23 protein-coding genes, 1 tRNA gene, 3 pseudogenes and 1 riboswitch are annotated in these 25,181 nt (G+C 58.1%); of the genes and pseudogenes, 11 read left to right on the top strand and 16 right to left on the bottom strand.

Translation table 11 applies throughout. From position 1 onward, the window contains the following. From B0O95_RS17305 to B0O95_RS14085, 5 genes and pseudogenes are all read right to left on the bottom strand, one after another. A pseudogene (locus tag B0O95_RS17305) lies at window positions 1-275 on the bottom strand (AMP-binding protein); the annotation flags it as partial. A gap of 875 nt (window positions 276-1,150) precedes the next feature. Beyond that, complete coding sequence (locus B0O95_RS14100; RefSeq protein ID WP_104078442.1) at window positions 1,151-2,845, bottom strand: cyclic peptide export ABC transporter; 1,695 nt, start codon at window positions 2,843-2,845, stop codon at window positions 1,151-1,153. 111 nt (window positions 2,846-2,956) lie between these two features. After that, entirely contained in the window at window positions 2,957-3,937 is a 981-nt protein-coding gene (locus B0O95_RS14095) for a methyltransferase (protein ID WP_104078441.1), read from the bottom strand. Window positions 3,938-3,985: 48 nt separating this feature from the next. After that, window positions 3,986-5,677 (bottom strand): carbamoyltransferase family protein, encoded by a 1,692-nt coding sequence (locus B0O95_RS14090; RefSeq protein ID WP_104078440.1) that lies wholly within the window; start codon window positions 5,675-5,677, stop codon window positions 3,986-3,988. An 80-nt stretch (window positions 5,678-5,757) separates the two neighbouring features. Continuing rightward, the gene (locus tag B0O95_RS14085; RefSeq protein ID WP_104078439.1) at window positions 5,758-5,967 is read right to left on the bottom strand and encodes an MbtH family protein; all 210 of its coding nucleotides are present in this window, start codon (window positions 5,965-5,967) and stop codon (window positions 5,758-5,760) included. Window positions 5,968-7,256: 1,289 nt separating this feature from the next. Here B0O95_RS14085 and B0O95_RS14080 point away from each other — a divergent pair. The 4 genes and pseudogenes from B0O95_RS14080 to B0O95_RS14065 all read left to right on the top strand — a co-directional run bounded on the left by B0O95_RS14080 (window position 7,257) and on the right by B0O95_RS14065 (window position 10,084). After that, window positions 7,257-7,547, top strand: coding sequence for a muconolactone Delta-isomerase family protein (locus B0O95_RS14080; RefSeq protein ID WP_199180528.1), 291 nt, complete (start codon window positions 7,257-7,259; stop codon window positions 7,545-7,547). 17 nt (window positions 7,548-7,564) lie between these two features. Further along, the gene (locus B0O95_RS14075; protein WP_233203396.1) at window positions 7,565-8,260 is read left to right on the top strand and encodes a dienelactone hydrolase family protein; all 696 of its coding nucleotides are present in this window, start codon (window positions 7,565-7,567) and stop codon (window positions 8,258-8,260) included. After that, on the top strand, window positions 8,199-8,387 hold the full coding sequence (locus B0O95_RS16750; RefSeq protein WP_233203395.1) for a dienelactone hydrolase family protein: 189 nt from the start codon (window positions 8,199-8,201) through the stop codon (window positions 8,385-8,387). Before B0O95_RS14075 ends, B0O95_RS16750 begins: the two co-directional genes overlap by 62 nt. Before the next feature lie 515 nt (window positions 8,388-8,902). After that, window positions 8,903-10,084 (top strand): annotated as a pseudogene (locus B0O95_RS14065) (GNAT family N-acetyltransferase). Between the two features lie 538 nt (window positions 10,085-10,622). On the opposite strand, the gene B0O95_RS14060 reads toward B0O95_RS14065, so the two are convergent. From B0O95_RS14060 to ybgC, 10 genes are all read right to left on the bottom strand, one after another. Beyond that, on the bottom strand, window positions 10,623-11,198 hold the full coding sequence (locus tag B0O95_RS14060) for a GNAT family N-acetyltransferase (protein WP_158249507.1): 576 nt from the start codon (window positions 11,196-11,198) through the stop codon (window positions 10,623-10,625). A 357-nt stretch (window positions 11,199-11,555) separates the two neighbouring features. Continuing rightward, window positions 11,556-12,899: a hypothetical protein gene (locus tag B0O95_RS14055; RefSeq protein ID WP_104078436.1), complete on the bottom strand. Its 1,344-nt coding sequence runs from the start codon at window positions 12,897-12,899 to the stop codon at window positions 11,556-11,558. A gap of 771 nt (window positions 12,900-13,670) precedes the next feature. Continuing rightward, window positions 13,671-13,746 (bottom strand) — tRNA-Lys (locus B0O95_RS14050). Between the two features lie 79 nt (window positions 13,747-13,825). Then, window positions 13,826-14,575 carry a tol-pal system protein YbgF gene (gene ybgF, locus B0O95_RS14045; RefSeq protein WP_104078435.1) on the bottom strand — a complete coding sequence of 250 codons (750 nt, stop codon included), beginning with the start codon at window positions 14,573-14,575 and terminating at the stop codon, window positions 13,826-13,828. A 17-nt stretch (window positions 14,576-14,592) separates the two neighbouring features. Next, entirely contained in the window at window positions 14,593-15,102 is a 510-nt protein-coding gene (gene pal / locus B0O95_RS14040; protein WP_104078434.1) for a peptidoglycan-associated lipoprotein Pal, read from the bottom strand. Between the two features lie 18 nt (window positions 15,103-15,120). Further along, a complete protein-coding gene (gene tolB, locus B0O95_RS14035; protein WP_104078433.1) occupies window positions 15,121-16,413 on the bottom strand; it encodes a Tol-Pal system beta propeller repeat protein TolB in 1,293 nt (430 codons plus the stop codon). Between the two features lie 145 nt (window positions 16,414-16,558). Beyond that, complete coding sequence (tolA, locus tag B0O95_RS14030) at window positions 16,559-17,566, bottom strand: cell envelope integrity protein TolA (protein WP_104078432.1); 1,008 nt, start codon at window positions 17,564-17,566, stop codon at window positions 16,559-16,561. Next, window positions 17,563-18,015: a protein TolR gene (tolR, locus tag B0O95_RS14025; protein WP_104078431.1), complete on the bottom strand. Its 453-nt coding sequence runs from the start codon at window positions 18,013-18,015 to the stop codon at window positions 17,563-17,565. Before tolR ends, tolA begins: the two co-directional genes overlap by 4 nt. Before the next feature lie 11 nt (window positions 18,016-18,026). Beyond that, window positions 18,027-18,704: a protein TolQ gene (tolQ, locus tag B0O95_RS14020; RefSeq protein WP_104078430.1), complete on the bottom strand. Its 678-nt coding sequence runs from the start codon at window positions 18,702-18,704 to the stop codon at window positions 18,027-18,029. Window positions 18,705-18,759: 55 nt separating this feature from the next. Then, a complete protein-coding gene (gene ybgC / locus B0O95_RS14015; protein ID WP_104078429.1) occupies window positions 18,760-19,227 on the bottom strand; it encodes a tol-pal system-associated acyl-CoA thioesterase in 468 nt (155 codons plus the stop codon). Window positions 19,228-19,379: 152 nt separating this feature from the next. Continuing rightward, a riboswitch (ZMP/ZTP riboswitch) is annotated at window positions 19,380-19,478 on the top strand. Between the two features lie 152 nt (window positions 19,479-19,630). Here ybgC and glyA point away from each other — a divergent pair. The 7 genes from glyA (at window position 19,631) to B0O95_RS13980 (ending at window position 24,548) form a co-directional block, all read left to right on the top strand. Beyond that, window positions 19,631-20,878 carry a serine hydroxymethyltransferase gene (gene glyA / locus B0O95_RS14010; protein ID WP_104078428.1) on the top strand — a complete coding sequence of 416 codons (1,248 nt, stop codon included), beginning with the start codon at window positions 19,631-19,633 and terminating at the stop codon, window positions 20,876-20,878. A gap of 18 nt (window positions 20,879-20,896) precedes the next feature. Beyond that, a complete protein-coding gene (gene nrdR / locus B0O95_RS14005) occupies window positions 20,897-21,391 on the top strand; it encodes a transcriptional regulator NrdR (RefSeq protein ID WP_104078427.1) in 495 nt (164 codons plus the stop codon). Between the two features lie 236 nt (window positions 21,392-21,627). Then, a complete protein-coding gene (locus tag B0O95_RS14000) occupies window positions 21,628-22,173 on the top strand; it encodes a GspH/FimT family pseudopilin (RefSeq protein ID WP_146064098.1) in 546 nt (181 codons plus the stop codon). Beyond that, complete coding sequence (locus B0O95_RS13995; protein WP_104078425.1) at window positions 22,170-22,667, top strand: hypothetical protein; 498 nt, start codon at window positions 22,170-22,172, stop codon at window positions 22,665-22,667. Before B0O95_RS14000 ends, B0O95_RS13995 begins: the two co-directional genes overlap by 4 nt. Window positions 22,668-22,672: 5 nt before the next feature. Beyond that, window positions 22,673-23,512 carry a PilW family protein gene (locus B0O95_RS13990; RefSeq protein ID WP_158249506.1) on the top strand — a complete coding sequence of 280 codons (840 nt, stop codon included), beginning with the start codon at window positions 22,673-22,675 and terminating at the stop codon, window positions 23,510-23,512. Further along, complete coding sequence (locus tag B0O95_RS13985; RefSeq protein ID WP_104078423.1) at window positions 23,512-24,039, top strand: pilus assembly PilX family protein; 528 nt, start codon at window positions 23,512-23,514, stop codon at window positions 24,037-24,039. Before B0O95_RS13990 ends, B0O95_RS13985 begins: the two co-directional genes overlap by 1 nt. Then, window positions 23,955-24,548 carry a type IV pilin protein gene (locus B0O95_RS13980; RefSeq protein ID WP_233203394.1) on the top strand — a complete coding sequence of 198 codons (594 nt, stop codon included), beginning with the start codon at window positions 23,955-23,957 and terminating at the stop codon, window positions 24,546-24,548. Before B0O95_RS13985 ends, B0O95_RS13980 begins: the two co-directional genes overlap by 85 nt. A gap of 361 nt (window positions 24,549-24,909) precedes the next feature. Here the strand turns inward: B0O95_RS13980 and B0O95_RS13970 are convergent. Then, window positions 24,910-25,181, bottom strand: a pseudogene (locus tag B0O95_RS13970) (IS481 family transposase); the annotation flags it as partial.

Genomic DNA, 25,181 nt, shown 5'->3' with positions numbered 1-25,181 from the left:
ACGATCATTGCCGGTGAGCGTGCCACGCACAACGCTACGCGCGTGTCCGGCTGAACGCCCAATTCAATCAGCTGATGCGCCAAGCGATTCGCCTGCACATTCAGCTTAGCGTAGGAGAGCGCCTGGTCTTCATAAACCAGCGCAATAGCATCGGGTGTACGCCTGACTTGCTCTTCAAAGACTTGATGAAGACATTGGTGTGCCGGATACGGTGCTGTTGTGGCGTTCCAGGTGTGAATCAACGTTTCGCGCTCGGCTGGCGGCAACAGATTCAACTTGCAAACGGGTGTCTCGACGTTGTTCGATGCTGAATCGCATAATGCTCGTAAATGCTCACTGATGCGTTGAACCCGGTGTGCATTCATGCGATGAGCATCGTAGATCCAGCGAAAAGCACCATCGCCTTTGATCTGAAGCGTCAGTAAGGCGCCACTAGCCTGCATGTCGGAGGCAAGCTGCGATGATGCTTCATCGGATAGTACGGACACCGCTACCTGCCAAGGGTGTGCTGCACGCAGCGCGGGTAGGTTACGTAGAGTAGGATGTTGGACAATCAGATCGCGCACGAATGTGTGGTGCTGCTTAAGCCGCGCGTATTCTGCTTCGATGGCATGACAAACCGAGGGAAAAGGCTGACCTAGGTCCACCGCGATTTCCATCGGCACAATAGGCGATAGATCGGCAGGCGTCTCTGGCTTGTCGTTGGTTTCGCTGACGCGCCAACCGATCTGAAATTGCGCTTGCTCGGTCAAACGGGCTAAATAGATCGCCAGCATGCTCAGCAACACCGTCAGTGGCTGCTTCGGCTTGTTTTTTCCCAGCAATGGCGGACACCATGCGCTGATCGCCCATTTGGGTTCAAGCCCACTCTCGCCCTGTTCAAAGGGTAGTGGCAAAGGCTGCAGGCGAGCTAGTCGCTCCTGCCAGAACGATTCACTGGATGCGAGCGCCTTGCGAATGTCCGGCGTCCATCCAACTTTACCTTGATCGTCGAGCAGAGATGGAGGATTCGCGTCGTTCTCGATAAGAGGGTCGAGTTTAGCCGTTTGATCGTTCATATCGATGCTCTGCGTGCAAAGGGAAAAATAGGGAGTAAACAGCTAATCTGCAGCGCTTTTGGCCATTCAATAGCCAATTGAAATAAAGCAAGTCATGCTGCCGAATCGGCAGTCATGCTGCTCGCAATAGGTAGGTTGGTTAGGGGCGTATCAGCGCCACTTGCCAGTGTATCGGTGGCTGAATCGGACACCACGCGTCCGCCTTTGAGCACAATGAGACGGTCCGCCAAATGGAAAAAACGGTCATCGTGGCTAATGACAAGCAACGTCTTGCCTTGCTGCTTGAGTTGCGGCAGCAAGGTTAAATAAAAATGTTGGCGAAAACGAGGATCCTGGTCTGCGGCCCATTCGTCAAACAGGCAAATTTCCCGATCTTCGGCATAACATTGCAGCAATGCCAGCCGTTTTCGTTGTCCTGTAGAGAGACTGGTCTTTGAAAGCTTCCCCTGATCCACCGAGAGTTGTTCGTCTAATTCCAAATCACGTAACAGCATACGTATTTGTGCGTCAGGTAGCGCATCACCTTTCGCGTCAAGCACGTCGGAGAATAGAAAGAAATCACCAAAAACACTGGAAAAACGCTCTCTATATGCGCTCGATCCATACGGCACAGGTTGCTCGTCCAAGCAAAGTTGTCCCGAGCTGGGCGGTAACAGGCCACACAATAGGTGTATCAATGTCGATTTGCCGCTGCCGTTATCGCCAACAATAAATACCATTTCACCACGGCGGATACTTAAATTGAATGGCCCAACGCCTTCGCCTGTTTTACTTTCAGGATAGCGATAGCATAGATCTTGTGCATGGATATACTGCCATTTCGTATGAGTGCGTGACGTCGTATGCTGATCAGCGGTGACGTTCTGCGAGCGCAGATCGAGCCCAACGCGCTCGAGATGACGCAAACTGCTCAAACCGGTGCTGACAGGTTGGCCAGAATGAATTAAAAAATTCAAAGGCCCTACGATAAACAACGCACCGATGACAAAGCGCACAATCACATCGGAAGGAAGCGCAAATGCCGCATAGCCCAGGTAGACCACCACAAATACGGTACCGTATGCAGCACCGGACGTCCATGCCTCATTGAGGTTCCAGCGCAGATGAACCTGTCTCATCAAACTTTGCGCTTGTCCAATCGCAGGCAGCAGTAGCACATCATAAAAATGTCTGGCACGTGCTTGACTTAACAACATTTCCTTTTTGCCATCTGCAATTGCGTGGAAATGTTCAAACAGTGCCTCTTCGCTGCGTCGCATTGCGTCAAGTGGCTTGCGAGTGGACCTCAGCAAAAATGCTGAGATTGCAAGCGGGATACCCAGTCCCGCCAACAAGACAAGAAAGAGCTGAAACGACAGCGTGATCAAATAGATTGAACAGACTAGCACCAATATAACGTTATAGGCGAGATGTGGTGCAAGTATGACCAGTGGGCTAATGCGGGTGATATCCTCAATTAAGACACCAAATACGGTAGATTTATGGTTAATCAATTTGCAATAGTCAACGTCAATGAATTGCTTGGATAGGTCTTTGCGCAACTGACCCACCAATTCACTGCTGAGCTTTGCCAGAATGATTTGGGAAACACCATTGGCTAGACACAGCGCACCGAACCATCCCAGCGCCGTCACAAGACCAACCCAATTGGGTTGCGGTAATCCTTGCGTTGCTAATTGATTGATATAGGCGAGCAGGCCGATCGTCAGCATTGCGCCGGCAGACGAAAGAATCGCTGTGGCGAATAAGGGCCGGAAATACCGCTTCAGGTATTGAACCATCAACATCAATATCTTCCTTTTTCGCAGGCGGCATTGCACTGCTACAAATCTTGCGCGACAGACCTCCGACAGCGTCCGCCTTCGACGACCTACCCGTGGTCACGGTCAGTGTGCTTGTCACATATAACAGTGATCTTGCGCCCCGAGCGGGGTCGTCCAATTTTCATAAGTTTTACAAGCAACCTTTTCCGTGATGCTGCCACGTCGCCCTTTTTTATATTTCAATATAAGCATATGGAGATGTGTGACGCCGTCATCGCGAGCAGTCCTTTTCATCTGAGAAATGACATCATCGCTGTATCCAAAGATAGTGCTGAATCGGCCAACAAAATCATCATAGAGAATGGGCTGCCGATCCAGAATAATCTCCACTGCCAGGCCCGGTAAATGATTCTCTAGGACTTCATATAGCTTGAATGGCTTCTTCGCATCTCCTGGAGCCATCGTGACCAACTGGAGAGTGCCATCGCTTGATAAGTGCTGGTTAATATTGGACAGTATCTTTTCAGCAAAATCCAATCCATAAATGCCTGCCGCAGAATTGATGTAATACTCGATTCCGGGTGGAGTAGGCTCGAACGGAGGGTTGGAGCAAATAAAATCGAATTGCTTATCCTTGACGGATTCAAAAATATCCGAAATGCCGCCATCGCGAATATCGAAATTCTTATCGATATGGTTAATGATGGCGTTGTGTCCGGCCAATATTTTTGCTCTTGGATTAACATCTAAGCCAACACAAGATGCGGCGCCATTGAGTAGGCAAAAAATGCTCAATACACCCGAACCAACACCGATATCCAGGACGTTTGCATGTTTTATATCCTCCGGGGACGTGTAGTCCATGAAGAATAACTGTTCTGGTTGTATGGGAAGAACCTGATCAGCATGGGGATAGTGAAAGGCATCCGTCACGATCTTGATTGGATAGGGCGACGACAATAAATCATTTTTTTCGTCGTTTTTGCCATTCAGGCCGTGGTGCATTGAATCCCACTGGGCTATAGGCAAGCAGTCGGCTATCCGATGCTGGCTTGTCGTCTGATCGTGGTTTTTCGTGATGAAAAAAATACATTTCTCTTCATTTGTGTGGTGCATAGCTATATTCCCATTATCCTATTGCCGGTATGACGATTGAGCACTCGCTTATCTGACGACAAACCAATCGCCAATAAACAAAGCATCAATGGCCGTTCCCTGGAACGTCTTGATTGCATCCGATGGCGTGCAGACAATGGGTTCACTATCGTTGAATGAGGTATTGAGCACAACCGGTACGCCGGTCATCTCGAAGAAATGCTTGATCAGTGCGTGGAATTTAGGGTTGCTCTCTCGACTGACCATCTGCACACGAGCGGAATGATCCTTATGAAGGACCGCTGGAATCGATGCTTGGCGATCTTGCTTTGCCGGGCAGGCGAACAGCATCGATTGGTGGCTCATTGACGCTTGACCGAGTTCGAACCAGTTGGCGGCTTCTTCAGCCAGTACGCTCGGTGCGAGAGGGCGAAATTCTTCGCGGTGCTTGACCTTCACATTGAGCACCTCGCGCATTGACGCGCTGCGTGGATCGGCCAGTAGTGAACGGTTACCCAGCGCGCGTGGACCAAATTCCATACGGCCTTGGAACCAGGCTACGATCTTGCCCTCGGCGATCAGCGTTGCCGCATCGCGCGCGGGATCGGCGCTGTATTGGGGTGACAGTCCCGCGCCACGGAATGCGGCATCGATAGCGGCATCGGAAAACGCCGGGCCCAGGTACGGGTTGTTATCCGCCTGCGATGGACGTTGGCCGGAAAGCGAATAATAAAGATGCAGCGCCGCGCCAACCGCCGTGCCTGCATCATGTGGCGCGGTGGGGACATACATTTGAGAAAACAAGCCGCTTTCCTTGATGACGGAATTGCTGACGCAATTCAGCGCGACACCGCCTGCATAGCACAATTTGTCGGAAGCGGTGCGCTCACGCAGTTCGCGAGCCAAACCGATGAGCGCGTGATCCGTGGCTTCTTGAAGGGCTGCGGCAACATGGCGGTGGTGGTCGAGGATCGGTTCTTTATCGGCTCGTGCCGGGCCAAACAATGCCTCGATCTGCTCGAAGTCGGGCAGACGGAAATGGGCCACGTCCGGATCGATCGTATATCGGCCCGCTTCTGAATTAAGCAGTTTCTTGAATGTATCTCTGAAGACAGCGGGATCACCATAAGCGGCTAGCCCCATCAGCTTGCAAGCATCATATTCGGAAAAGCCCAAATATTTGCTAAGCTTTTCCCACAGGAACCCGAGCGAGTGTGGATAGGCAACCTGATCCAACGTTGTTATTTTATTGCCGTCTCCACGCGCCAGCAAAGTACAACCTGACTCGCCGATTCCGTCGACGACAAGGATCGCAGCCTGATCGAATCCAGACGGATAGAAAGTAGAAGCGGCATGTGCGATATGATGCGGAACAAAGGCCAATTTGCTGCCAACCTGATGACCTAACAGCGCATCGATTGCACCGGGAACTTGCCGGAGCTTGGCAAGAAAAATTTCCTCTCCTTCCGCACTTCCCCAATCACCCGGTAGGCTGAGCGAATCGAGCTTGAACTCGCGCTTTCTGAGGGCGGGATCAAACGAGTAAGCGACCCCATCCAAATCAGTGGCTTTCAACCCTGCATAGGAAAGACAAAACTGTACGCTATTTTTCGGTAGCTCAGCTGGGCCACTGACACAAGCTTCTTTTGCATGCTTGATCCGTGTGAATCGCTCTTCTTCGACCGCCGCTACGATTTTACCGTCGATGACAATCGACGCGGAGGATTCATGATAGGCGGAGTTGATACCGAGGATTTTCATATCAATATGGTTCAGTCAAAGAGTGGCAAAAAATAACTTCGCTTATCACGTAAGCTGATCAGCCGCGCCGGCGCTTTGGCTCAGCTATCCATGGCCTTAATTAGGCTTTTGGGGCGCATGTCGGTCCAATGCGTGTTGACATAGTCAAGACAAGCTTGGCGTGTATCGGGTCCGTGCACCACTTGCCAGCCCGCAGGCACCTCGGCAAAACTCGGCCACAATGAATGCTGATTCTCAGAGTTAACCAGCACCAAGAAGCTTCCATTTGGGTCGTCAAAGGGATTGGTCATGCATCAACTCCTTTACTTTCGTCGGTTGATATTGTGATAGTGCTTAAAGGAAGGAAAATAAATTCTGACCGCATTGCATACACGCTCAAAATACTCAGACGTTAAAAACATTCGGCTTTACAACATACAGCAAACGCACGCAACTACACCTGAGGAGGGCGACGAATACCTGCCTCAATATGACTTTAGAAATAGTTAACGTAGCGAAACTGACGAATACGGATCAAGCTTGCATGCAAAACGTCAAAGTAACGGTGGCTTGGATGCTATGTGCAGCGTAAAGGCCTCGCAATATCTAAATTAAATCCAGCGCCGAGGAGGGAGGAGGAACGCAGGCAGGATGGATGGGTATAGCAGGAAGCACTTCGTCATTTACATTCACTCCAGACTTTACTTTCGTGAAACCAAACCTTTTGTTGAGATGCACTTGTCCTGCTAGCGAATCACCTCATGGCTTCATAAACAGCCGATATGTACAGAGCTTAACGATAACCAGTACCACCGTCATACTCGCCTAGTTATAAAGTGGTTCAACTATAGAGGAGCTATTCGAAAAAGCCAAGCGCACAGACCTAATTCAAACCGACAAATTTCGAATCGACATGCGCAAAGTTGCAATTTATTTGATGTAACGCTGCAATAATTGCTGTTTATATTCATTATTGTAAATAATCATTGCTCTTCAAACAGTGATGACATGCGAGAGCGCTTCATTCGAGGGCTAATGTGTGATCAATTGATTCTTCTGTTTGTTGTGTACACAACTTGCATGCGATGCTTAAAAGTGCATGAGATGCTAGAATGTGAGCTGCTCGATTATCTTTGATAGACGTGAAGACGGCAAGCACCATGACTCAAAACGTAGGCGCTGCGCACTTTTAATGACGGCAACCATCTATATTTGTTTTTCAACGACACCGTCGACGTGGTGCTCTGCCCACTATTCACGAGCGTTGACCTTGGCCCACAACCGTTTCGTTTCAAACGGGAAAGTTCCGGCATGATGTTGATACGACGACCAGGAGGTCATGCCGCTGCATAACCGAATGCGAGTGGAATGGCGCGTTCTGCAGGCTCATCGGCCATGACGGGCACGACAATATAGAAAACGTATCGAATGCGCTCAGGCCAATTCGTTGGGTGACCCGATGCAAAGAGCGTACCGCAAGCCGCGCATGTCGGTCACCCATGCAAGCGTTGCCCTGAAGTCAACGACATGCGGGTATCGCGTGCATTGTTGGTACATCGCCGTGCCGCTACACTCAACGCACCCTGAATCATGGAGTCGCATGATGCAATTTCTTGCGCTGTCGCGCTTGCGCACGGATCGTTATTCGGATGAGGACTTTGCACCGTTGCTCGAGGACGAGGCCCAGCGTGCCCGCACGCTGTACATCGAGGGTTCAGTGCGCCAGATCTGGTACCGCGGCGACAAGCGCGGAGCCTGCTCGATTCTCGAAGCCGATTCTGAGCCGGCGGCCCGCGCGATGATCGAGTCGTTGCCGTTGGTTAAGGCCGGGATGCTCGAACTCGAACATCTGGTGCCGCTACTGCCTTATCGCGGATTTGGTCCGCGCTGAGCATGAGGGACAGTCAAATGGACGACCCGAAGCTCAAGTCGAACAGTGCGCGCACCGCGATGGGCGTGCACGAGCGCGTATCGGCGGCGGCCTCGCCGGTGCAAGGCACTACGATCTATACCGACGCGCAAGGGCTGGCGGTGGGTGAAACGAGCGTTTCGTCGGCCGGCTTTGAGGTTCCGGTCTATTTTGCGAAGCCCGGTTCGGGCGGCAGTTTGCACCCGGTGCTGCTGGTTGTGTCGGAAGTATTCGGCGTGCATGCGCACATCGCGGACGTATGCCGGCGCTTTGCTAAGCTGGGCTATCTGGCGCTGGCACCGGACCTGTTTGCGCGCCATGGCGATGCTTCAGCGTACCAGACACTGCCTGAACTGATGCGCGAGGTGGTGTCCCGGACTGCCGATACACAGGTGATCGCCGACCTCGACGCAGTCGCAGCGCATGTCGGTGTGCTGGGTGGGGACGTCGGCCGGCTCGGCGTCACGGGTTTTTGTTGGGGTGGCCGCATCACATGGCTCTATGCGGCGCATAACGCGGGCGTCAAGGCGGGCGTGGCATGGTACGGTCGGCTCGATGGCGACGTGACGGACTGCACGCCCGCCCATCCGGTCAGCGTAGCGTCCCGGCTGTACGCGCCCGTGCTGGGCCTGTATGGGCGGACAGGACCCGATCGCGCCGGCGGCGCATCTGAGCGCGATGCGCGCCGGACTTGAGCAGGGGAGTCCCGCCGCCAGGTCATCGCGTATTGATGTCTATCCGCACGCCGGACATGCGTTTTTGCCGACTATCGGGCGAGCTACCAGCCCGCCGACGCTGCGCATGCATGGGGTGAGTGCTTGACGTGGTTGCGCTCGCACGGCGTTGCATGACGTGTTTGGCAGGCTCGGGTTCTGCATGGTCGCACGCGGACGGCTGACCTTGTCCGTTCATCGTGTCAGCGCTGCCGTTACGTCGTTCCACGCCAGTTCGCCCGGGCACACGGGCCCAATTATGCGGCCCGTTCGTGTATCGCAAACTGCGCGAGACGTTGGCCGGGGCACGGCGACGTGCTGCCGGCCAGTCGTGCCGATGCGGGCCTATCAAACAGATGTGACGGGCCGGTCCAGCGTACCGGCCATCGGTGAAAACCCGTGTTCGCGCAACTATCTCAATGACGCGGCAACGGATCGCGAGGATCTGAAGGGCAGCGTTGCCGTCGATTTCCTCGCACGCCGGGTGCGCCCGTTGCGCCATCCACTGCGTCTGGCACGATGAAAACCACCAGCCCTAGCTCTTCTCACGGTACCGCTGGATGACTAAGATGTGCGTCAAACCCCACCGGCATCACGCCGGCCGTCACCGATGAGAGAATGACCTTGTCCACCCCGACGAACACGTTCGGCCAGCCGGTTGGGCGGCCCCTTGTCGATTGGTCTGCGCGCGCCTATCCGCGGCGCGTCATGCTGCATGGGCGCTATTGCCGGCTCGAAGCGTTGCAGCCTGACCGGCATGCGTCAATGCTGTACGCCGCGTACGCAAAGGCGACCGACGGCCGGGACTGGACGTATCTGGCGTTCGGACCGTTCGATGACGAGGTCAGTTATCGGCGCTACGCCGAAAGTGCCGCTGCGAGCACGGATCCGTTACATTTTGCGGTGATCAATCTAACAAGCGGTCGGGCGGTCGGCACGCTCGCCTTGATGCGCATCGATCCGGCCAACGGTGTAATCGAGGTGGGCTCGGTGGCATTCTCGCCGGAGCTGCAGCGCACACCGGCATCGACTGAAGCACAGTACCTGCTAATGAAGTACGTGTTCGACACGCTAGGATACCGTCGCTACGAGTGGAAGTGCGACAACCTGAACGAGCCATCACGCAAGGCGGCCGTCCGACTCGGCTTTCGCTACGAGGGCACGTTCCGGCAAGCCGTCGTCTATAAGGGGCGCTCTCGCGACACGGCGTGGTTTTCGATCATTGATAGCGAATGGAGCGCGCTTGCCGCGGCGTTCGACGCATGGCTGTTGCCACAGAACTTCGATGCGCAATGCGCGCAGCGCCTTTGCCTCACGGCGATTCGCACGCAGCAGGCGGCAGCTTGGCGTGCCGGTGCGTCGGTGACCGTCCGGCCGCTTGCCGCACCGCACGAGGCGGCGTGGCAGCCGCTATGGCGTGCCTATCAGGCGTTCTATCACATCGCGCTAAGCGAGGCTGTATGCGCGACGACGTGGGCTCGGTTGATGGATCTAAACGAGCCGATGTTCGCCCTAGGCGCTTTCGACGCGCAGGAGCGTCTGCTGGGCATCGTGCACGCCATTTACCATCGTTCGTGCTGGACGACGGGCCCTTACTGTTACCTGTAGGATCTGTTTACGTTACCCGACGCCCGCGGCCAAGGCGTGGGCCGAGCGTTGATCGAAGCCGTGTACGAGCGCGCGCGCGATGCGGGGGCAAGCCGCGTGTACTGGCTCACCCATGAGACAAACACGACCGCCCGAGCACTGTATAACAACCTCGCGACGTATGCCGGCTTCATTCAATACCGCAAGGACATCGAATAGCGTCGCCACGGTATGGCCTGCGCAAGGGGACTGCGATAGGCGCAGCACGATAAAGCGTCCGGGACCCGCTCACGCGTCGCCGACTACCGTTCGCTGGGGCTGACGGAAGCAGTGGTGAACGCCATGCACGAGGATTCAGATGGCTGTGAGTCTTTCGTCCTGTCGCCTAGCGGCCAGGCGCGCACCCGCGGTGCCACTAAGCGCCAAGCCCACATGCCACAGCACCGTCTGCGCTCGGGCTGTGCGACGCTCGATAGGCCTACCGCAAGCGATGCCGCGCCAGCTATCGGCGCGGCATCAGCCTAGGGGCTCACACTATGTTGGTTTGAAATTTGCTTTGGAGCGAGAAATCTCCAAAGCCCCAATTCAAGCAGCTCGAGCATTGCCTGCTACGCTGGCGTGGCAATGTGAGCCTGAAGTTCTCAACGCAATTTTCTATGTGGCTAGTATGGCGGAAAGTGGCGCGCTTTGCAGAGAAGCGCCATGATCCACTGCCGCTCTGCAGTCACGTTAAAAAATATGAAGCGTTTTGTTTGCTTTACCTAAATTCAGGGTCAAGCCGGTTCTTCAATCGAAAGTTTCCCGCGTTGTCCTTTTCCCATTTATCGCTGTTATTGGCATCAAGCCTCATGGGTATCATTTGGTCTTCGTCGTCTGAGTCTTCGTCTGAGTCATAGTCGGAATCTGCCTTGAACCCCATTCTTTTGTAAGCAGCCACGGCGTCCCTGTCCATCGCCTCCAGCGTAAGAACGGGTTGGCCGGTCATTCTCACAGCATGGTTCATAGCTTGTTGCATGAACGTACTTCCAACACCTCTCGTGCGGGGATCAGTAACCATCGCCGTTACTTCCATGTCTTCACCTTTCTTTTCAGGCATTTTTAATCTCATCAGTCCCACATTTTGGTCATTTAGTTGATAGGAAAATGTCTCGGTGTTTTCTATAATTTTATTATTTTTAAAATACTCCACCATTTCATTAGTACCCAGCAAGCGAAGCGGGTCTGTTTGTGGGCTGGATGCGATATCTTTGAGCACTCTTTCCATGCCTGTGGCAATTGCTTCGGAATCGCGTACAGTGCTAATTCCGGGCAGCAAGGCGGGGCCTAGCGTCATGGGCGTTTGCATTGAGCTAGGGACGGCGATGGCCTGCGTCGGACTCGGGGAACGAAATCGAGCCCGTGTCGTTGAAGGCTGGTGTTCAAGCCCCGACAAACTTCCAGGACTCGCTTGCCGTTTTGGCTGTGTCAGCGTATTGGTTGAAGATTCGGATGGATGGCGTGCCGGTTGAGTATCCGAGGGGGATTCTACTGGGCTTGGGCTTCGTGAGCCAATTCGTGAAGTATCCATGGCTGCTCCTTGTTCAGTGGTCCGGTGTGACCAGCGCTTATAGTGGTACTCTTAAATTGCCCCACCATTGCGTCCGCATCCGAAACTTCGTGGCATTTTGCGAAGCGTTTACGGCATCCGCTCCTAAGGGTGGCGTAGCAGCAGCATACGGGCGTCTATCGTCGCACGCTCTTGTTCCGTGAAGTGGTTGCGGTCCATAAAAGCGGTGACCTCGTTGACCGCATCTTGCCATTTTGGGGCTCTTAGCATGGCCCCCACCTTGCTCAGTACCTCCAGCAATGCTGTTGCGCTGCTGCCGTCAAGTAACTGCAACGCACGCTGCCACACGTGCTTCGAGAGCGCGTCGTCTAGCAGAAAGGTCCATTCCAGCAAACCCTGTGCGACCTGTACGCGCTGCTCGGGCAACACGCGCAGCAAGGCTGGCTCCAGTAATTGGAGCTCGTGCGCGTGGTGCTCGCGCGGCAACATAACCAACCCGCGTGGCAGTTTATGCAGCGCAGCGCCCAGTTGCTCGTCCGGAAGCGATAGTGCTAGCTGTCGCAGCTCTGCATAGTGCGCTGCTCGCGCTTCTCTCGGTAGCCTTTCTATAGCGGCAGCTACCATGCCGACCGGCGCACCTTGTAGCGAGGGCGGCAGCGATCGTGCTTGCTGCCGCAAGGTCGCATGGGCCGAAAGCGTTTTGCTGCTGTCGGGATCCTCCAGAGGAGAGAAGCTCAGTTTCGGAGCCAATAGCGGAATCAGTTCGGCCTTCTGGGGCGCGTCTAGGTATGGCAGTTGGTTGAGCAATGCTTGATAACGTTGAATGTACCGCCGAGACGGCGTCCATACATTGACAAGCGCTTTGGCTAGTTCAGGCCAAAAATTCGCTTGATCGGGGCGACGCCGTTCAGCCAGCGCACAAGCAAAATCGAACATTCGAAGTCGCATGCTTTTCGAAATACCCCCCAGTGATGCAAGCATTGTTTTTTGTAAGGGAAGACCCTGTTCCGGGAGGCGGTCGGCTGCTGCAAATAACAATTTAAAGGCCTCGATTTTGTGTTTCCTAGATAGTCCCATTGATTGAGATTGTTTCCACAAAGCGGTGAGCGGTTCGGCCCGCAGATCCGGTTCGGCCTGAATCTGCTCAATTTCGCCTATCAGTTGTTGCAGCGACGCGAGATCGGAGACGCTGGCCGCTTGCTGGTAACAGCGCCACGCCCATCGTCTTTCCTCCATCAGGGCATAGGTGTTGCGATTGACACGTGAAAACTCGGGGATATGATCCAACGGTAGGTAGCGTGCGACCTCCAGAATCACTTCGCCTGGCAAAGTGTCGTAGATTCTGGGCTTTTTGGGGTGTGTGTCGAGTGTGGTGTCCGCTGATCGTTTCACGCCCGTAGGCGGTGCAGCGGGCGACCCTTGGTGGGCTTGTTCGTTCATCGCATAAATAGCGATGGGGGCAGTATCCAATGCGTCGTTAAAGTCCATCGACAACTCCGGGAATCAGATATGGGCCATAAAGCGGGTGATCAGGGCGAGAGGGCCTCGGACGCCGAGGCTAGGATGAGCGTAGGGTATAGCTGGGCAAAAATGGGCCGCCGTGAAACGAACGAGGGCGGATCATACGGTGATTCACTGTCTGCTAGGCAGCAGGCTAGCAAAGAATGAATGCCTAAACGCGACCGCGAGCGGCCATCGACTAGTTTTGTGTCGAATAGTCATAACGTTCGCTCAGAAAGCGCAGTCCTCTCCTCGCCTGCGGGCTTGGCTTAGGTTGACGAGCAGGCGGCCAGGCAGCAGGTGCGACGTCAACGGCGGGAGCTTTATCGAATTTTTTCTATGGTTGCTCGCCACTGGACAATAAAATGCACAATCCGGTCAGCAGAAGACCAATCGATTTCGGCCAATCTTCTGAAGCTGCGTTTCGCTTTGAACTTAATGAGCGTCTACGCGGAATGCAAAAGGTTGCACTTCACTTAGGCCTCCTGTCGATGCTGACACTCTGAGTAATCAAACCGGAGAAGGTCGGCGACCTATTGGCTGGGCGGATTCAGATGGCAGATATTACGCCGGACGACGTCATGGTTGACGTGTACCAGAAAGCGTTGATATGGCAGTTAAACAGGCCCGGCGCGAGGGTATCGATTTCATTACACGCAGCAATGAACACGTGGCCGCTCGGTATTAGACGCTGTCGAATACCAGATTCATCACCCAATGGAAAAGGGCTCACACTCACGTGCAAGCCCTTGATTTCCTTGGTAGGCCGTACTGGATTCGAACCAGTGACCAACGGATTAAAAGTCCGCTGCTCTACCAGCTGAGCTAACGACCCAAAGAGCCAGAAATTATATCGACAAAAAACCGATTGGTCAAGCGAACGATTCACGGCGAGCCGCTGACCGGTACTCTCCCTATCGGATCTGCGCCAACCGGCTTTGTGCCGCCTGCGCGGCATTCGATCCGCTGTATTGCGCAAGCACCTGTCCGAGTGTTCGCTTCGCGGCTGCCTTCTGCCCCTGCTCCAATTGGTTATTTGCGATAGCGAGCAATGCCTCCGGCGCGCGCGGGTGCGTGGGGTACTTCGTCACGACACCCTGCAACACCGTCGTCGACGCCTTGTAGTCTCGCTGTGCATACAACGCATTGCCGAGCCAGTATTGTGCCGTCGGCTGATAGGGGCTGTTTAGATATTTCGACACGAACGCCTTAAATCCCGACGTTGCGCCCTTGAAGTCACCGTTCTTGAACAGTTGCAGCGCTGCGTTGAACGCGTCCGCTTCGCCTGGCTGTACCTCGCCCTGGACGCCATCGATCGTCTGTTGCTGAGGTTCGAACTTCTTCAGCCGGGCATCCAGGTCGATGTAGTAGTCACGCTGTTGCTTTTGCAGCGCGGCGACTTGATTGGCCAAGTCCTCGTTTTGTCCGCGCAACGTTGCTACCTGCTGGTTCAGCTGGTCGAGGCGGTTCGATTGATCGAGTATCGTGCGCTGCGCCGCGCTCATCTGGTTTGACAACGAGTCGGCTTTCGCGCGCAGGTCCAGTACCGCCTGCCGTGCCTCGTTATCGTCGAATAGACCAGCGTGCGCGGGCGACGCGGCAAGCGCGGCGCCCGTCGCTGCCACGGCTGCAGCAACGCGCAGCCTACTGAAACGGCCTTTCATGCGTCAGTCACCACTGGTTATTGATAGACGAGATCGGCGCGGCGATTCTGCGCCCACGAGGCTTCGTCGTGGCCCGTCGCAGCCGGTTTTTCCTTACCCAGGCTCACTGCTTCCATCTGACTGTCGTTCACCCCGAGCAGTGCCAGCGCGCGACGTACCGACTCGGCACGCTTTTGGCCCAATGCCAGGTTATATTCGCTGGTACCGCGCTCGTCGGTGTTGCCTTGGATCAGCACGTGGCGTTGCGGATGGCCCTTCAGGTATTGCGCGTGGGCTTGCAGCAGTGGCTGATATTCATTGTTGACGGCGTAGCTGTCGAAATCGAAGTAGATGCTGCGTTTGGCGAGCGGGCTGTTTGGGTTGTTAAGCTCGTCAACATTGACTTGCTGCACGTCGGTCGGCTGCGGTTGCGTGCCCACGGCGCCTGCCTTGGCGTTGGCGCCTTCGTCGAGCTTGACACCCGAGTGGCACGCCGCCAATGCGCACACCATCAGCGCTGCAAAAACGATACGCAATTTGGACATCATTTGAAGCTCTCCTTGTGGTTATTGCATGAAAGGGCTCCAGGACGGCTCACGCACGCCGCCGCCCGGGATCGACAACACTTGCCGTATGCTGCCGTCGGTCGAAACCGCGGCCAGCACCTGACGGCCATTGACATGCGTCGCGTAGAGCAGGTATTGGCCGTTCGCCGCGAAACTCGGTGATTCGTCGTGCGTCGTGTCGGTGAGCGCCGTCGCGGATCCTGTCGACAGGTCCTGCAGATACAGCTTGAATGCGCCGCCAACGCGCGAAATATACGCAAGCTCTTTGCCGTCCGGCGAGACGCGCGCACTGGTGTTGTAGCTGCCGTTGAACGTCACACGCTGCGCGGCGCTCACCGATTCGCCTTGTACGGGCATCTTGTAGATTTGAGGCGGGCCGCTGCGGTCGCTGGTGAAGTAGATTGACTGGCCATCCGGTGAGAAGGCCGGCTCGGTATCGATCGAGTTGCCGCGGGTGAGCCGGCGCAGCCCGGAGCCATCGGCGTTGACAATAAAGATCTGCGTATTGCCGGTCAGCGACAGCGCTACCGCGAGCTTTGTGCCGTCCGGCGACCATGCCGGTGCACTGTTGTTGCCCTTCTGGGCGGATACCATCACGCGCCGGCCGGTTGGCAAGTCGTGGATGTACACGATCGGTTTCTTTCTTTCGAACGATACGTAGGCGAGCTTCGTGCCGTCCGCAGACCACGTTGGAGAGATGATCGGCTCCGGGCTCGTCAGCGCGATATGCTCGTTCTGACCGTCCGAGTCGGAGACCTTGAGTTGATAACGTCCGCCGTGACGCGTCACATACGACAGCCGCGTGGCGAACATCCCGCGCGAGCCAAATAGCTTCTGATAGATGTAGTCAGCGACCTTGTGTGCGCTCATGCGCAGCCCGCTTTCCGGGCTCACGAGTGAGAGCCCGCCCAGGCTTTGCTGCTTGACCGTGTCGTACAGGCGGAATCGTACTTCATACTGGCCGTTCGCGAGCCGCGTAACGCTGCCGCCGACGAACGCGTTTGCCCCCTTGGCCTTCCAGCCGCCGAGATCGACTGAGTCGGATTCGGACACCGGCGCGCTACCCGCGTCGATGTTGCTGAACTTGCCGCTACGGGCCAGGTCGGCCCGCACGATCGCCGCGACCTGCTGCGGCGAACTGGCCCCGTTTGCAAAGTTTGCCACTGCAATCGGGAACTGGGTCGAACCGACACCTGTGACGAGCACCGTCAGGTCGGCGCGCGCCGATGCGCCGGCGGTGACGAGCAATGACGCAACTAGCGTTTTCAGCCCCAGTTTTTTGATCAAACTCATGGCTTTTTCCTACGTTTCCGTGACTACGTTGTTGACGATTCCGCAACCCGAAACAGACCGTGAAACGGGGCGATCGTTCCCTTGGCGTAATCGCACCGCGACGCTTTGCGGGCGTGCATCTAGATGCGCTACGGTCAACGATTGATCATCCGCCGGCAGGCCGCATCCGGATATTGAAGCTTGCCGGTGCCTTGCCATGGGTGTCCAGCGGCATCGGATCGGAGCGTTGGACCGCACGCAGCGCCGCGTCGTCCCACTGCGCGTTACCGCTGCTGCGTGCGATGCGCGCGTCGAGCAGCGCACCGTCGGGTGCGCAGCGTACGGCAATCAGCGTGTCCAGCCCTTCAGTGGGCCCGGACCAGATGACATTGGGCCGCACACGGCGCTGCACCTTGTCCGCATAGCCAGCCGACGTTGCGGTTCCGCCGCTTCCCGTGCCTGTGCCGCTTTTGGCCAGTCCGTTACCCCCGGGCGCATCGCCGGCCAAGCCCTGCAACTGCGCCAGCCGTGCCCGGCGCGCCTGGTCGAGTTTCTGGCGCGCGGCCTGCTCGGCCGCCTGCTTGGCCTTGGCCGCTTGTTGCTCCTGCTGTTTTTTCGCCTGAGCAAGCTTTTCCTGTTGCTCCTTTAACTGCTGCTCCTTCAACGCTTCTTGCTTTTTCAGCGCTTCCTGCTGCTTCAGTGCCTCCTGCCGTTGCTGCGCCGCGAGCCGCTGCTCGCGTAATTTTTCCGCCTGCTGCTGCTTCAGTTTCTCGGCCGCTGCTTTTTGCGCGGCGAGTTGCTGGCGGCGCGCCTCGGCTTGTTGCTCGGCTTGCCTGCGCACGCGCTCCTGTTCGGCCAGTTGCGCTTGGCGCTCCGCCTCTTGCTGCTTGCGCCGCTTCTCCTGTTGCAACGCGATGTCCGCCTCCTCGCGCTGTGCTGGCGGTGGCGCGAGCTGCACGGGCGTCGGCGCAGGGGCAGGGAGGGGCGGGGCCGGCGTGCTCGGCACCTGCGTCCAGATTTCTGCTTCAGCGCCGGCAGGGGGGCTGTTTTGCCATTTCATCCCGTGGTACAGAAAGAGCGCGAGCAGCACGTGCATCAGCGCGGCGAGCGTGAGTGCGCGCAGCGTGCCGCGTTCCCGCGGCGGTTCAAACGGATATCCTGCTTTCGGCTTCATTTCGGCTTGACGAGCAGCCCGACGCGCTTCACGCCGTTTGCTTTCAGCTCCGACATGACGTTCATCACGAACTCGTATTTGACCGCTTTGTCCGCGCCGATCACGACCGGCTGGTCGGGGTGGGCCTGCGTCCGGTCGGCGACGAAGTGGTTCAGGTCTGCCAGCGTCATCGGCAATTCCTGCGTGGCGCCCGACGCGTCGTTCTTGTATTTAACACTCATGGTGCCGTCAGGCTTGATATTGACGATGACGGGTGGCGTCTGTTCCTGTGCAGCAGCATTGCCGACCGTGGGCAAGTTGATGATCGACGGCGCGACAAGCGGAGCGGTTACCATGAAAATGACAAGCAGCACGAGCATCACGTCGATGTACGGAACGACGTTGATGTCGGACATCGCGCGGCGCGAACGGCCACCGCGCAGACTGGAGCGGATCGGAGTGCCGGCCATCAGGTTCCCCGTCAGTGAGCCTGCCGTTGCAGGATGTTCGAAAATTCTTCGATGAAGGTCTCGAAGCGGATCGACAGGCGGTCGATGTCGTGTGCGTAGCGATTATAGGCGACCACCGCCGGGATGGCCGCGAATAGGCCGATGGCGGTAGCGACCAACGCCTCCGCGATGCCGGGCGCGACGCTAGCCAGCGTCGCCTGCTGTACGTTCGCAAGCCCGCGAAACGCGTTCATGATGCCCCAGACAGTGCCGAACAGGCCGATGTACGGGCTCACCGAGCCGACCGACGCAAGAAACGCTAGGTTGGCCTCGAGCGCGTCCATTTCGCGCTGGAACGCGGCGCGCATCGCGCGACGCGCACCATCCAGAATCGCACCGGGTTCGGCGACGCGTTTTTCCTTGGCCTTCAAGAACTCACGCATGCCTGATTCGAAGATCCGCTCGAGGGCGCCAATCGTATGACGATTGTTCGCCGCGCTCTGGTAAAGCGTCTGCAGGTCGCCACCCGACCAGAAATCGCGCTCGAACAATTCAGTCTGCGCGCGGGCGCGACGGATCGAGAACCATTTACGAAAGATGAAAGTCCAGGACATCAGCGACAGCAACAGCAGCAGTGCCATGACGGCTTGCGCCAGCAGGCTTGCGTTCAATACGAGCGAAATGATTGAAAGGTCTTGTGCGTTATTCATGGTGATTCACTGGGTGGGCCGGATCGGCTCACGTTCTGTGCAGTGTCAACGTATGTCAGCGTGCGAGCGTTGACAGCTGCGTATCGCGCGGGCCGCTCAGCAGCGCTTGGCGTACGGTGTCAGGCAATGGCACGGGCCGGATTGTCGTGCGCTGGACGCAGGCCACGCGGATCGTGCCGGTGGATAGCACTTTGCCGTCGCAACTTGCCTGTTGGTAAAAATCAACCGAGGCGGGGCCGAGCCGCTCGATGCGACTCTCGATGATTAGCACGTCGTCCAGGCGCGCCGGGGCGCGGTAGTCGACGGCGGTGCTGCGCACGACAAACATGACCTGCTGGGCGTCGGCCAGCCACCGTTGGTCGATGCCGCATGCACGCAGCCACTCGGTGCGGGCCCGCTCGAAGAACTTTAGGTAATTGGCGTAGAAGACAATGCCGCCGGCGTCGGTGTCCTCGAAATATACGCGTACCGGCCACGTAAAGCCGGGCTGGGCTGCCGGTGAGATCATGTTCATCCGCGGGATTCTACCGGAACGCGTGTGACAGTCCCGAATGATGAACGGTGTCGTGCTGCGTATAAGCAGCCGCGACGTCGCAATGACGGAAAAAAATGAACGGGCGTTTTTAATGCCACGCTCAGTTGCCTATTCAGCACCCTTCCAATACACTAACGCGCCTAACCCTGCGTAACTGGCGATAGCGACTTTTAAGTCGAAGGTGGAATGACCACCGTGAAGCGCGGGGTGCAGTCTTGCCGTTCGCCTGGGCAGCCGTGATCCGGTCGCAGTCGTTGCGTCACCCGGGCTGTCCTGTCCTTGCGTCATCGGAAGTCTCCTTCCGCTAAGCCGTTCCAGGACCGTATTCCTGCCGTGGGCGCGACAGTGCACCGATTCGGTCAACCGTTTGAACATTGAAGGGAACTGACGCATGTTTGACAAAGCCGAGCAAACCATTGCGAACGTCGATCCGCAAGTCTGGCAGGCGATTCAGAACGAGAACCGCCGGCAAGAAGACCATATCGAGCTGATCGCGTCGGAAAACTATACGAGCCAGGCGGTGATGGCGGCCCAGGGCTCCCAACTGACCAACAAGTACGCCGAAGGGTATCCCGGCAAGCGGTACTACGGCGGCTGCGAATATGTCGATGTGGTCGAGCAGTTGGCGATCGAACGGGTCAAGCAGCTGTTTGGCGCGGAGGCGGCGAACGTACAACCCAATTCGGGTTCGCAGGCCAATCAAGGGGTGTTCTTCGCGGTCCTCAAGCCGGGCGATACGATCATGGGCATGAGCCTCGCGCACGGTGGCCACCTGACGCACGGCTCGCCGGTCAACCTGTCCGGCAAGTGGTTCAATGTTGTCAGCTACGGGCTGAACGAGAACGAGGACATCGACTACGACGCAGCCGAGCAGCTCGCGCAGCAGCACAAGCCGAAGCTGCTGGTCGCGGGCGCGTCGGCGTTCTCGCTGCGCATCGACTTCGAGCGCCTGGCACGGATCGCCAAGTCGGTCGGCGCCTATTTCATGGTGGACATGGCGCACTATGCGGGGCTGATTGCCGCTGGCGTCTATCCGAACCCGGTGCCGCATGCCGACTTCGTGACGACAACCACGCACAAGAGCTTGCGCGGTCCGCGTGGCGGCGTGATCCTGATGAAGGCCGAGCACGAGAAGGCGGTCAATTCAGCGATTTTTCCGGGCATCCAGGGTGGTCCGTTGATGCACGTGATCGCGGCGAAGGCCGTCGCGTTCAAGGAAGCGCTGGCGCCCGAGTTCAAGTCCTACCAGCAGCAGGTCGTGGACAACGCGCGCGTGCTCGCCGAAACGCTGGTCAAGCGTGGCTTGCGGATCGTATCCGGCCGTACCGAGAGCCATGTGATGCTGGTCGATCTGCGTGCGAAACAGATCACGGGCAAGGCCGCGGAGGCCGCGTTGGGCGCCGCGCACATCACCGTGAACAAGAATGCGATCCCGAATGATCCGGAAAAGCCGTTCGTGACTAGCGGCATCCGGCTCGGTTCGCCGGCGATGACCACGCGTGGTTTCGGTCCCGAGCAGGCCGAGCAGGTCGGCAACCTGATTGCCGATGTGCTGGACAATCCAGAAGACGCGGCGACGATCGAGCGGGTGCGCGGCCAGGTCGCCGAACTCACGCGCCAGTTCCCGGTGTACAAGTAAGCTGCGGGACGAATCGTCATGCGCTGCCCGTTTTGCCGGCACGACGACACCCAGGTGGTGGATTCGCGCGTGTCGGAGGACGGCGCAGCGATCCGCCGCCGCCGCCGCTGCCCGGCTTGCGACAAGCGCTTCACGACATACGAGCGGGTCGAACTCGCGCTGCCGACGGTCGTCAAGAAGGATGGCACGCGAGTCGAATTCGACCGCCGCAAGATTCTGTCCAGCATGCAACTTGCGTTGCGCAAGCGGCCCGTGGCCGCCGAGGCGATCGATGAGGCGGTGGCGCGTGTCGAGTACCAGTTACTGGCATCCGGCGAGCGCGAGGTGCGTAGCGAACGGCTCGGCGAGCTAGTGATGGACGAGTTGCGCAAGCTCGACAAGATTGCCTACGTGCGTTTCGCGTCGGTGTACAAACGTTTTGAGGACGTGTCCGAGTTCAAGAATTTGATCGATGAGTTTGGTCGATCCGCAGCCGACGCGCCTGGCCCCACGTCGCGCAAGCGGCAGTCATAGGCGTCTCTGACGGCGTCATCGCGTTTCCCATCCTATATCGCTGTTCACCATTGAGCCGCATGGCGTGTATTTCGACGTGCTGCGGTTAAAGATCCGCGACGCGAAGCGGGCGCAAGCGCGTGGTCCGGCGCCGCCGGCCATTCGGTCAATTGTTGCGCGCCGCGCGCCGTCCTACAGTGTTCGTCAATTGCAACGCATCGGGCGTTGCGTGTCGCGGGCATCCAGGAGGCGTGACGGTGGAACGATATCGAGCCGCGCCGCGGCGCGGATTCATGCTGGCCGAAATCTGTACGGTCATGGCAATTTCATTGGCGTTGGCGGCATGGGTGATCCCATCGCTCGACGAATGGCGTTCGCGTGAGCAGATTCGGGCGGCGGCGCGTGCACTGGCGCGCACGTTGTCGTTAGCCCGCAGCGAGGCCGTGGCGCGGCAGGCGCCGGTGACGGTTTGCCGCTCGGATGGCGCGGGCCGGTGCATCTTACCTGGCCGACCGTGCGCCACGGGTGCGCTGGACTGGTCCTGCGGCTGGCTGGTGCAGACCCGGCAGCCTGGCGTCGGCGCGTGGCCGATCCTGTTACACGCACAACCAGCTGTGAGCGATGTGACGATTACCGGCAGTACGACGGAAATGAGATTTCTGCCGCCCGCCGGCTTATCCGCTGGCAGCTTTCGCGGCTTTGCGGTGCGCGCAGCGCGCGCGTCACCGCGTATTGCGGCGTTGCATGTCCGCCTTGCGGCCGGTGGCCGTGCGTTGATCCGTGCCGATGCGTATCGCAGATGAGTTTCGCGCGCGGCTTGTCGAGCCGGCTGGGCGGGATCGGCGCGGTCCCGCCTACGGTCCGGGCACCATGGCGCGCGTTACGTGTGCCGCGGCCGGGCGTGGCGGGTGCCACGATGATCGAAGCGGCGATAGCCACTGCATTGGCCGCGGTGGCCATCGTTGGCGCGGGCGCGGCGTGGCAGGCGATGGTGCGTTCGGATCAAGCTTTGTCGAATCGTATGCGAGCGGTGTTGATCGCGGATGCCGCGCTCGAGTTGATGCGCGCCGGGCACCCGCAATCCGTGGCGCTCGCGCATGCGAGTCGGGATGCGTCACGCCAACTGCTCGACGGTACTGTGACGGTGGAACGCGATCCGGACGGTGCTGACGTGCTGATACTCGAATGGTCGGAACCGGCCGCCGACGCGTCGCAGCGGGCGGCGGCGTGCCGCGGGACGATCATGCCGCCCGACGGATATGTGCGCCGCTGCCTATCGCTGGGCTTCCTCGAATGATCAGCATGTCACGCATGCGTGATGGGGGGCATACGCTGGTGGAATGGCTCCTTTCATCGACCATTGGCTTGATGCTCACGCTGTTGCTGGCCGGGGCGTACGGCACGCTTAGCGGGACGGCCGGTCGTGTTGACGAGACCCGCCGGGCCGCGGCCGCCGGCCAGCAGGCGCTTGAGATCATTGTGGCGCATGCAAGACTTGCCGGAATGCCGCAGGCTTTCCCACGGACATGGCGCGCCTCAACGGCCTCAACGTCGACGCGAGCCGTCGAAGCACCCAATGCGCCCGCCGCCGATGAAACGATGCGAGACCTGCCGATCTTCGGTTGTGAGCGCGGCATACCCGAACGCGAGCAAGCTGGGCGATGCCGCGCGGTCATGCACGACTCGGATGGCGTGGTTTTTCGGTATGCGGCCGACCCGGTGGCGATCTGGCCATCGAAAGACAACTGGCCTACCGATTGCTTGGGCCAGAACGTGATGGGCGACACGATTGCGGTGCACTTCTACGTTCAGTCGCGTACGCCCGACCAACCGGAGCTTTATTGCCGGGGCAATGGACACGAGGTGGCGGCGCAACCGTTGGTTGATGGTATCGAGCAGTTGCGGTTGTCCTATTGGCTTGCCGGCGCCCATGCCGCCGTCCGTGCGTCGTCGTTATCTGAGCCGGACTGGCGTCGTATCGTAGCCATCGACGTCTGCGTCGTGACGCGCGGACCGGTGGCGATGCGTCCGACGGCCTACCTTGACTGCGACGGCAATCGGGTGATGTCGGCCGATCGACGGGTCCGTACCGCATGGATGCGCCGCGTGGCGATTCGCAACACCGTTGCGGGCGGCACGTGATGACGCGCGCGTTGCTCAGGCAGCGTGGCAGTGCGCTGCCGCTCGTGTTGATATTCGCGGGCGCGTTGAGCGCGCTGCTCGGCTCATCGTTGGATGCGGTGCGCTCGACGGCGCGCATGGAGCGTGGACTCGTCGCGCATATCGAAGCATTTCATGCGGCGGATTCGGCGCTGCGATGGTGTGAACGTTACGTGACGCATGCGTTCGGCACCGGCACACCGCTCCAGGGTGCCACACCGGGCCCGATGCAGGCCGCGCCCGGATGGCATCAGCGCGCGCTATTCGACGGGGCGGCCGGTAGCGCGGTACAGCCGGTGCGTCGTTGGCGCGCCGGCGGGCGGGCGCCGCAATGCCTGATCGAGGCGGTGAATGTCTCGGAGGCTGGCGCGGCCGCTTATCTGCTGACCGCACGCGGCTTCGCGGTCGAGGAGGAGAGCGAGATATGGTTGCAGGCGATGATGTGGGTTGGCGAGACGCAGCGGACGGTGCGTACCGGATGGCGGTCCGTGGCCCACAGGCCGTTTTGAGCACGGTTCGACGCCGGGGCATGACGCTGGTCGAACTGGTGGTAGCAGTGGCGATCGTTGCCATCCTCGCAACGTATGCGTTGCCGACGTATCGTGAGCAAATGCGTCGCAGTATGCGGGTCGCTGCCGTCAGCGCCGTTTATCGCGCCGCTCACTATGTCGAGATCCAACTTACACAGCGTACGCAGGCGCTCGGCGGGGCTGCCATCGTCACGGAGCCCATCGTCCTGCCTGCGGAACTAGGGCGCGCACCGTCGGATGGGCGCGCCGCCTATGCGCTACGGGTTACCGGTACGACGCGGGTCAATGGCGGTTACTCCGTGGTGGCCGAGCCGCTGCACGATGGTCCGATGGCCGACGATCATCTGTGTGGTGCGTTCAAGCTTGACGCCACAGGGCAGCGAAGCAATTTCGGCGCAGCTGGGACTGCGGGCGGATCTGCCAGCACGTCAGACCCAGCGGGTACCCTCCCGCAATGGCACGAGCAGACGCATTGCTGGACTCGATGATGTGTGTGCCGCGCCGTCGCGTGCCGTCGAAGTGCTTCAGCCGACAACCCGCGCGGCGAGTACGCACTTGCGCACATCTCGATTTGCGCAAGCTCCTACAAGTCCTTTTTGGCGCCTTCAAGATTTACAAGCGTGTTGAGTCGTCTGTATATCGCCCAGTTGACTCATATGGCTTGCTTGCGCATATTAAGCAATTCTAGTTCATGACGTTGCTTAAATACGGTTTTGAAGCATCATTGGAGTGGTGAGCGTTTGCCTGGCTGCTGCTAGTTTTGCTAGCACAGCATCACGTGCGCCCGGCGGCAGCCGTAGTGCACGTGTGTTCGCATTTTCTCTATGTGTGCGATTCACGAACATCGTTTCACTTTTTAGAGGGCCGTTTTCGTGGTGCGTTGGAACTTGCATCTCCTATCGGAGCCACGAGTTCCAACACGCGCCGGTGATGTTTAGCAAGGGTCTTGTCGAGTCGCCATTCGCGGTGTTGGACGCGCTCTTTCAGTTCGTCGTAGGCACCGGCTACCTCTTCCGAGAGAGGTACCAGTTCGCCCAGTTCTGCTATGCGATCGACGCTCGTCTTGCCACCGAGTGATCCGTGCGGGCGGCGCCAGTTATAGTCGAGGTGCCACTGTTCAA

Source organism: Mycetohabitans endofungorum (assembly GCF_002927045.1).
Classification (GTDB): Bacteria; Pseudomonadota; Gammaproteobacteria; order Burkholderiales; family Burkholderiaceae; genus Mycetohabitans; species Mycetohabitans endofungorum.
This window is presented reverse-complemented; position numbering and strand designations above follow the sequence as displayed.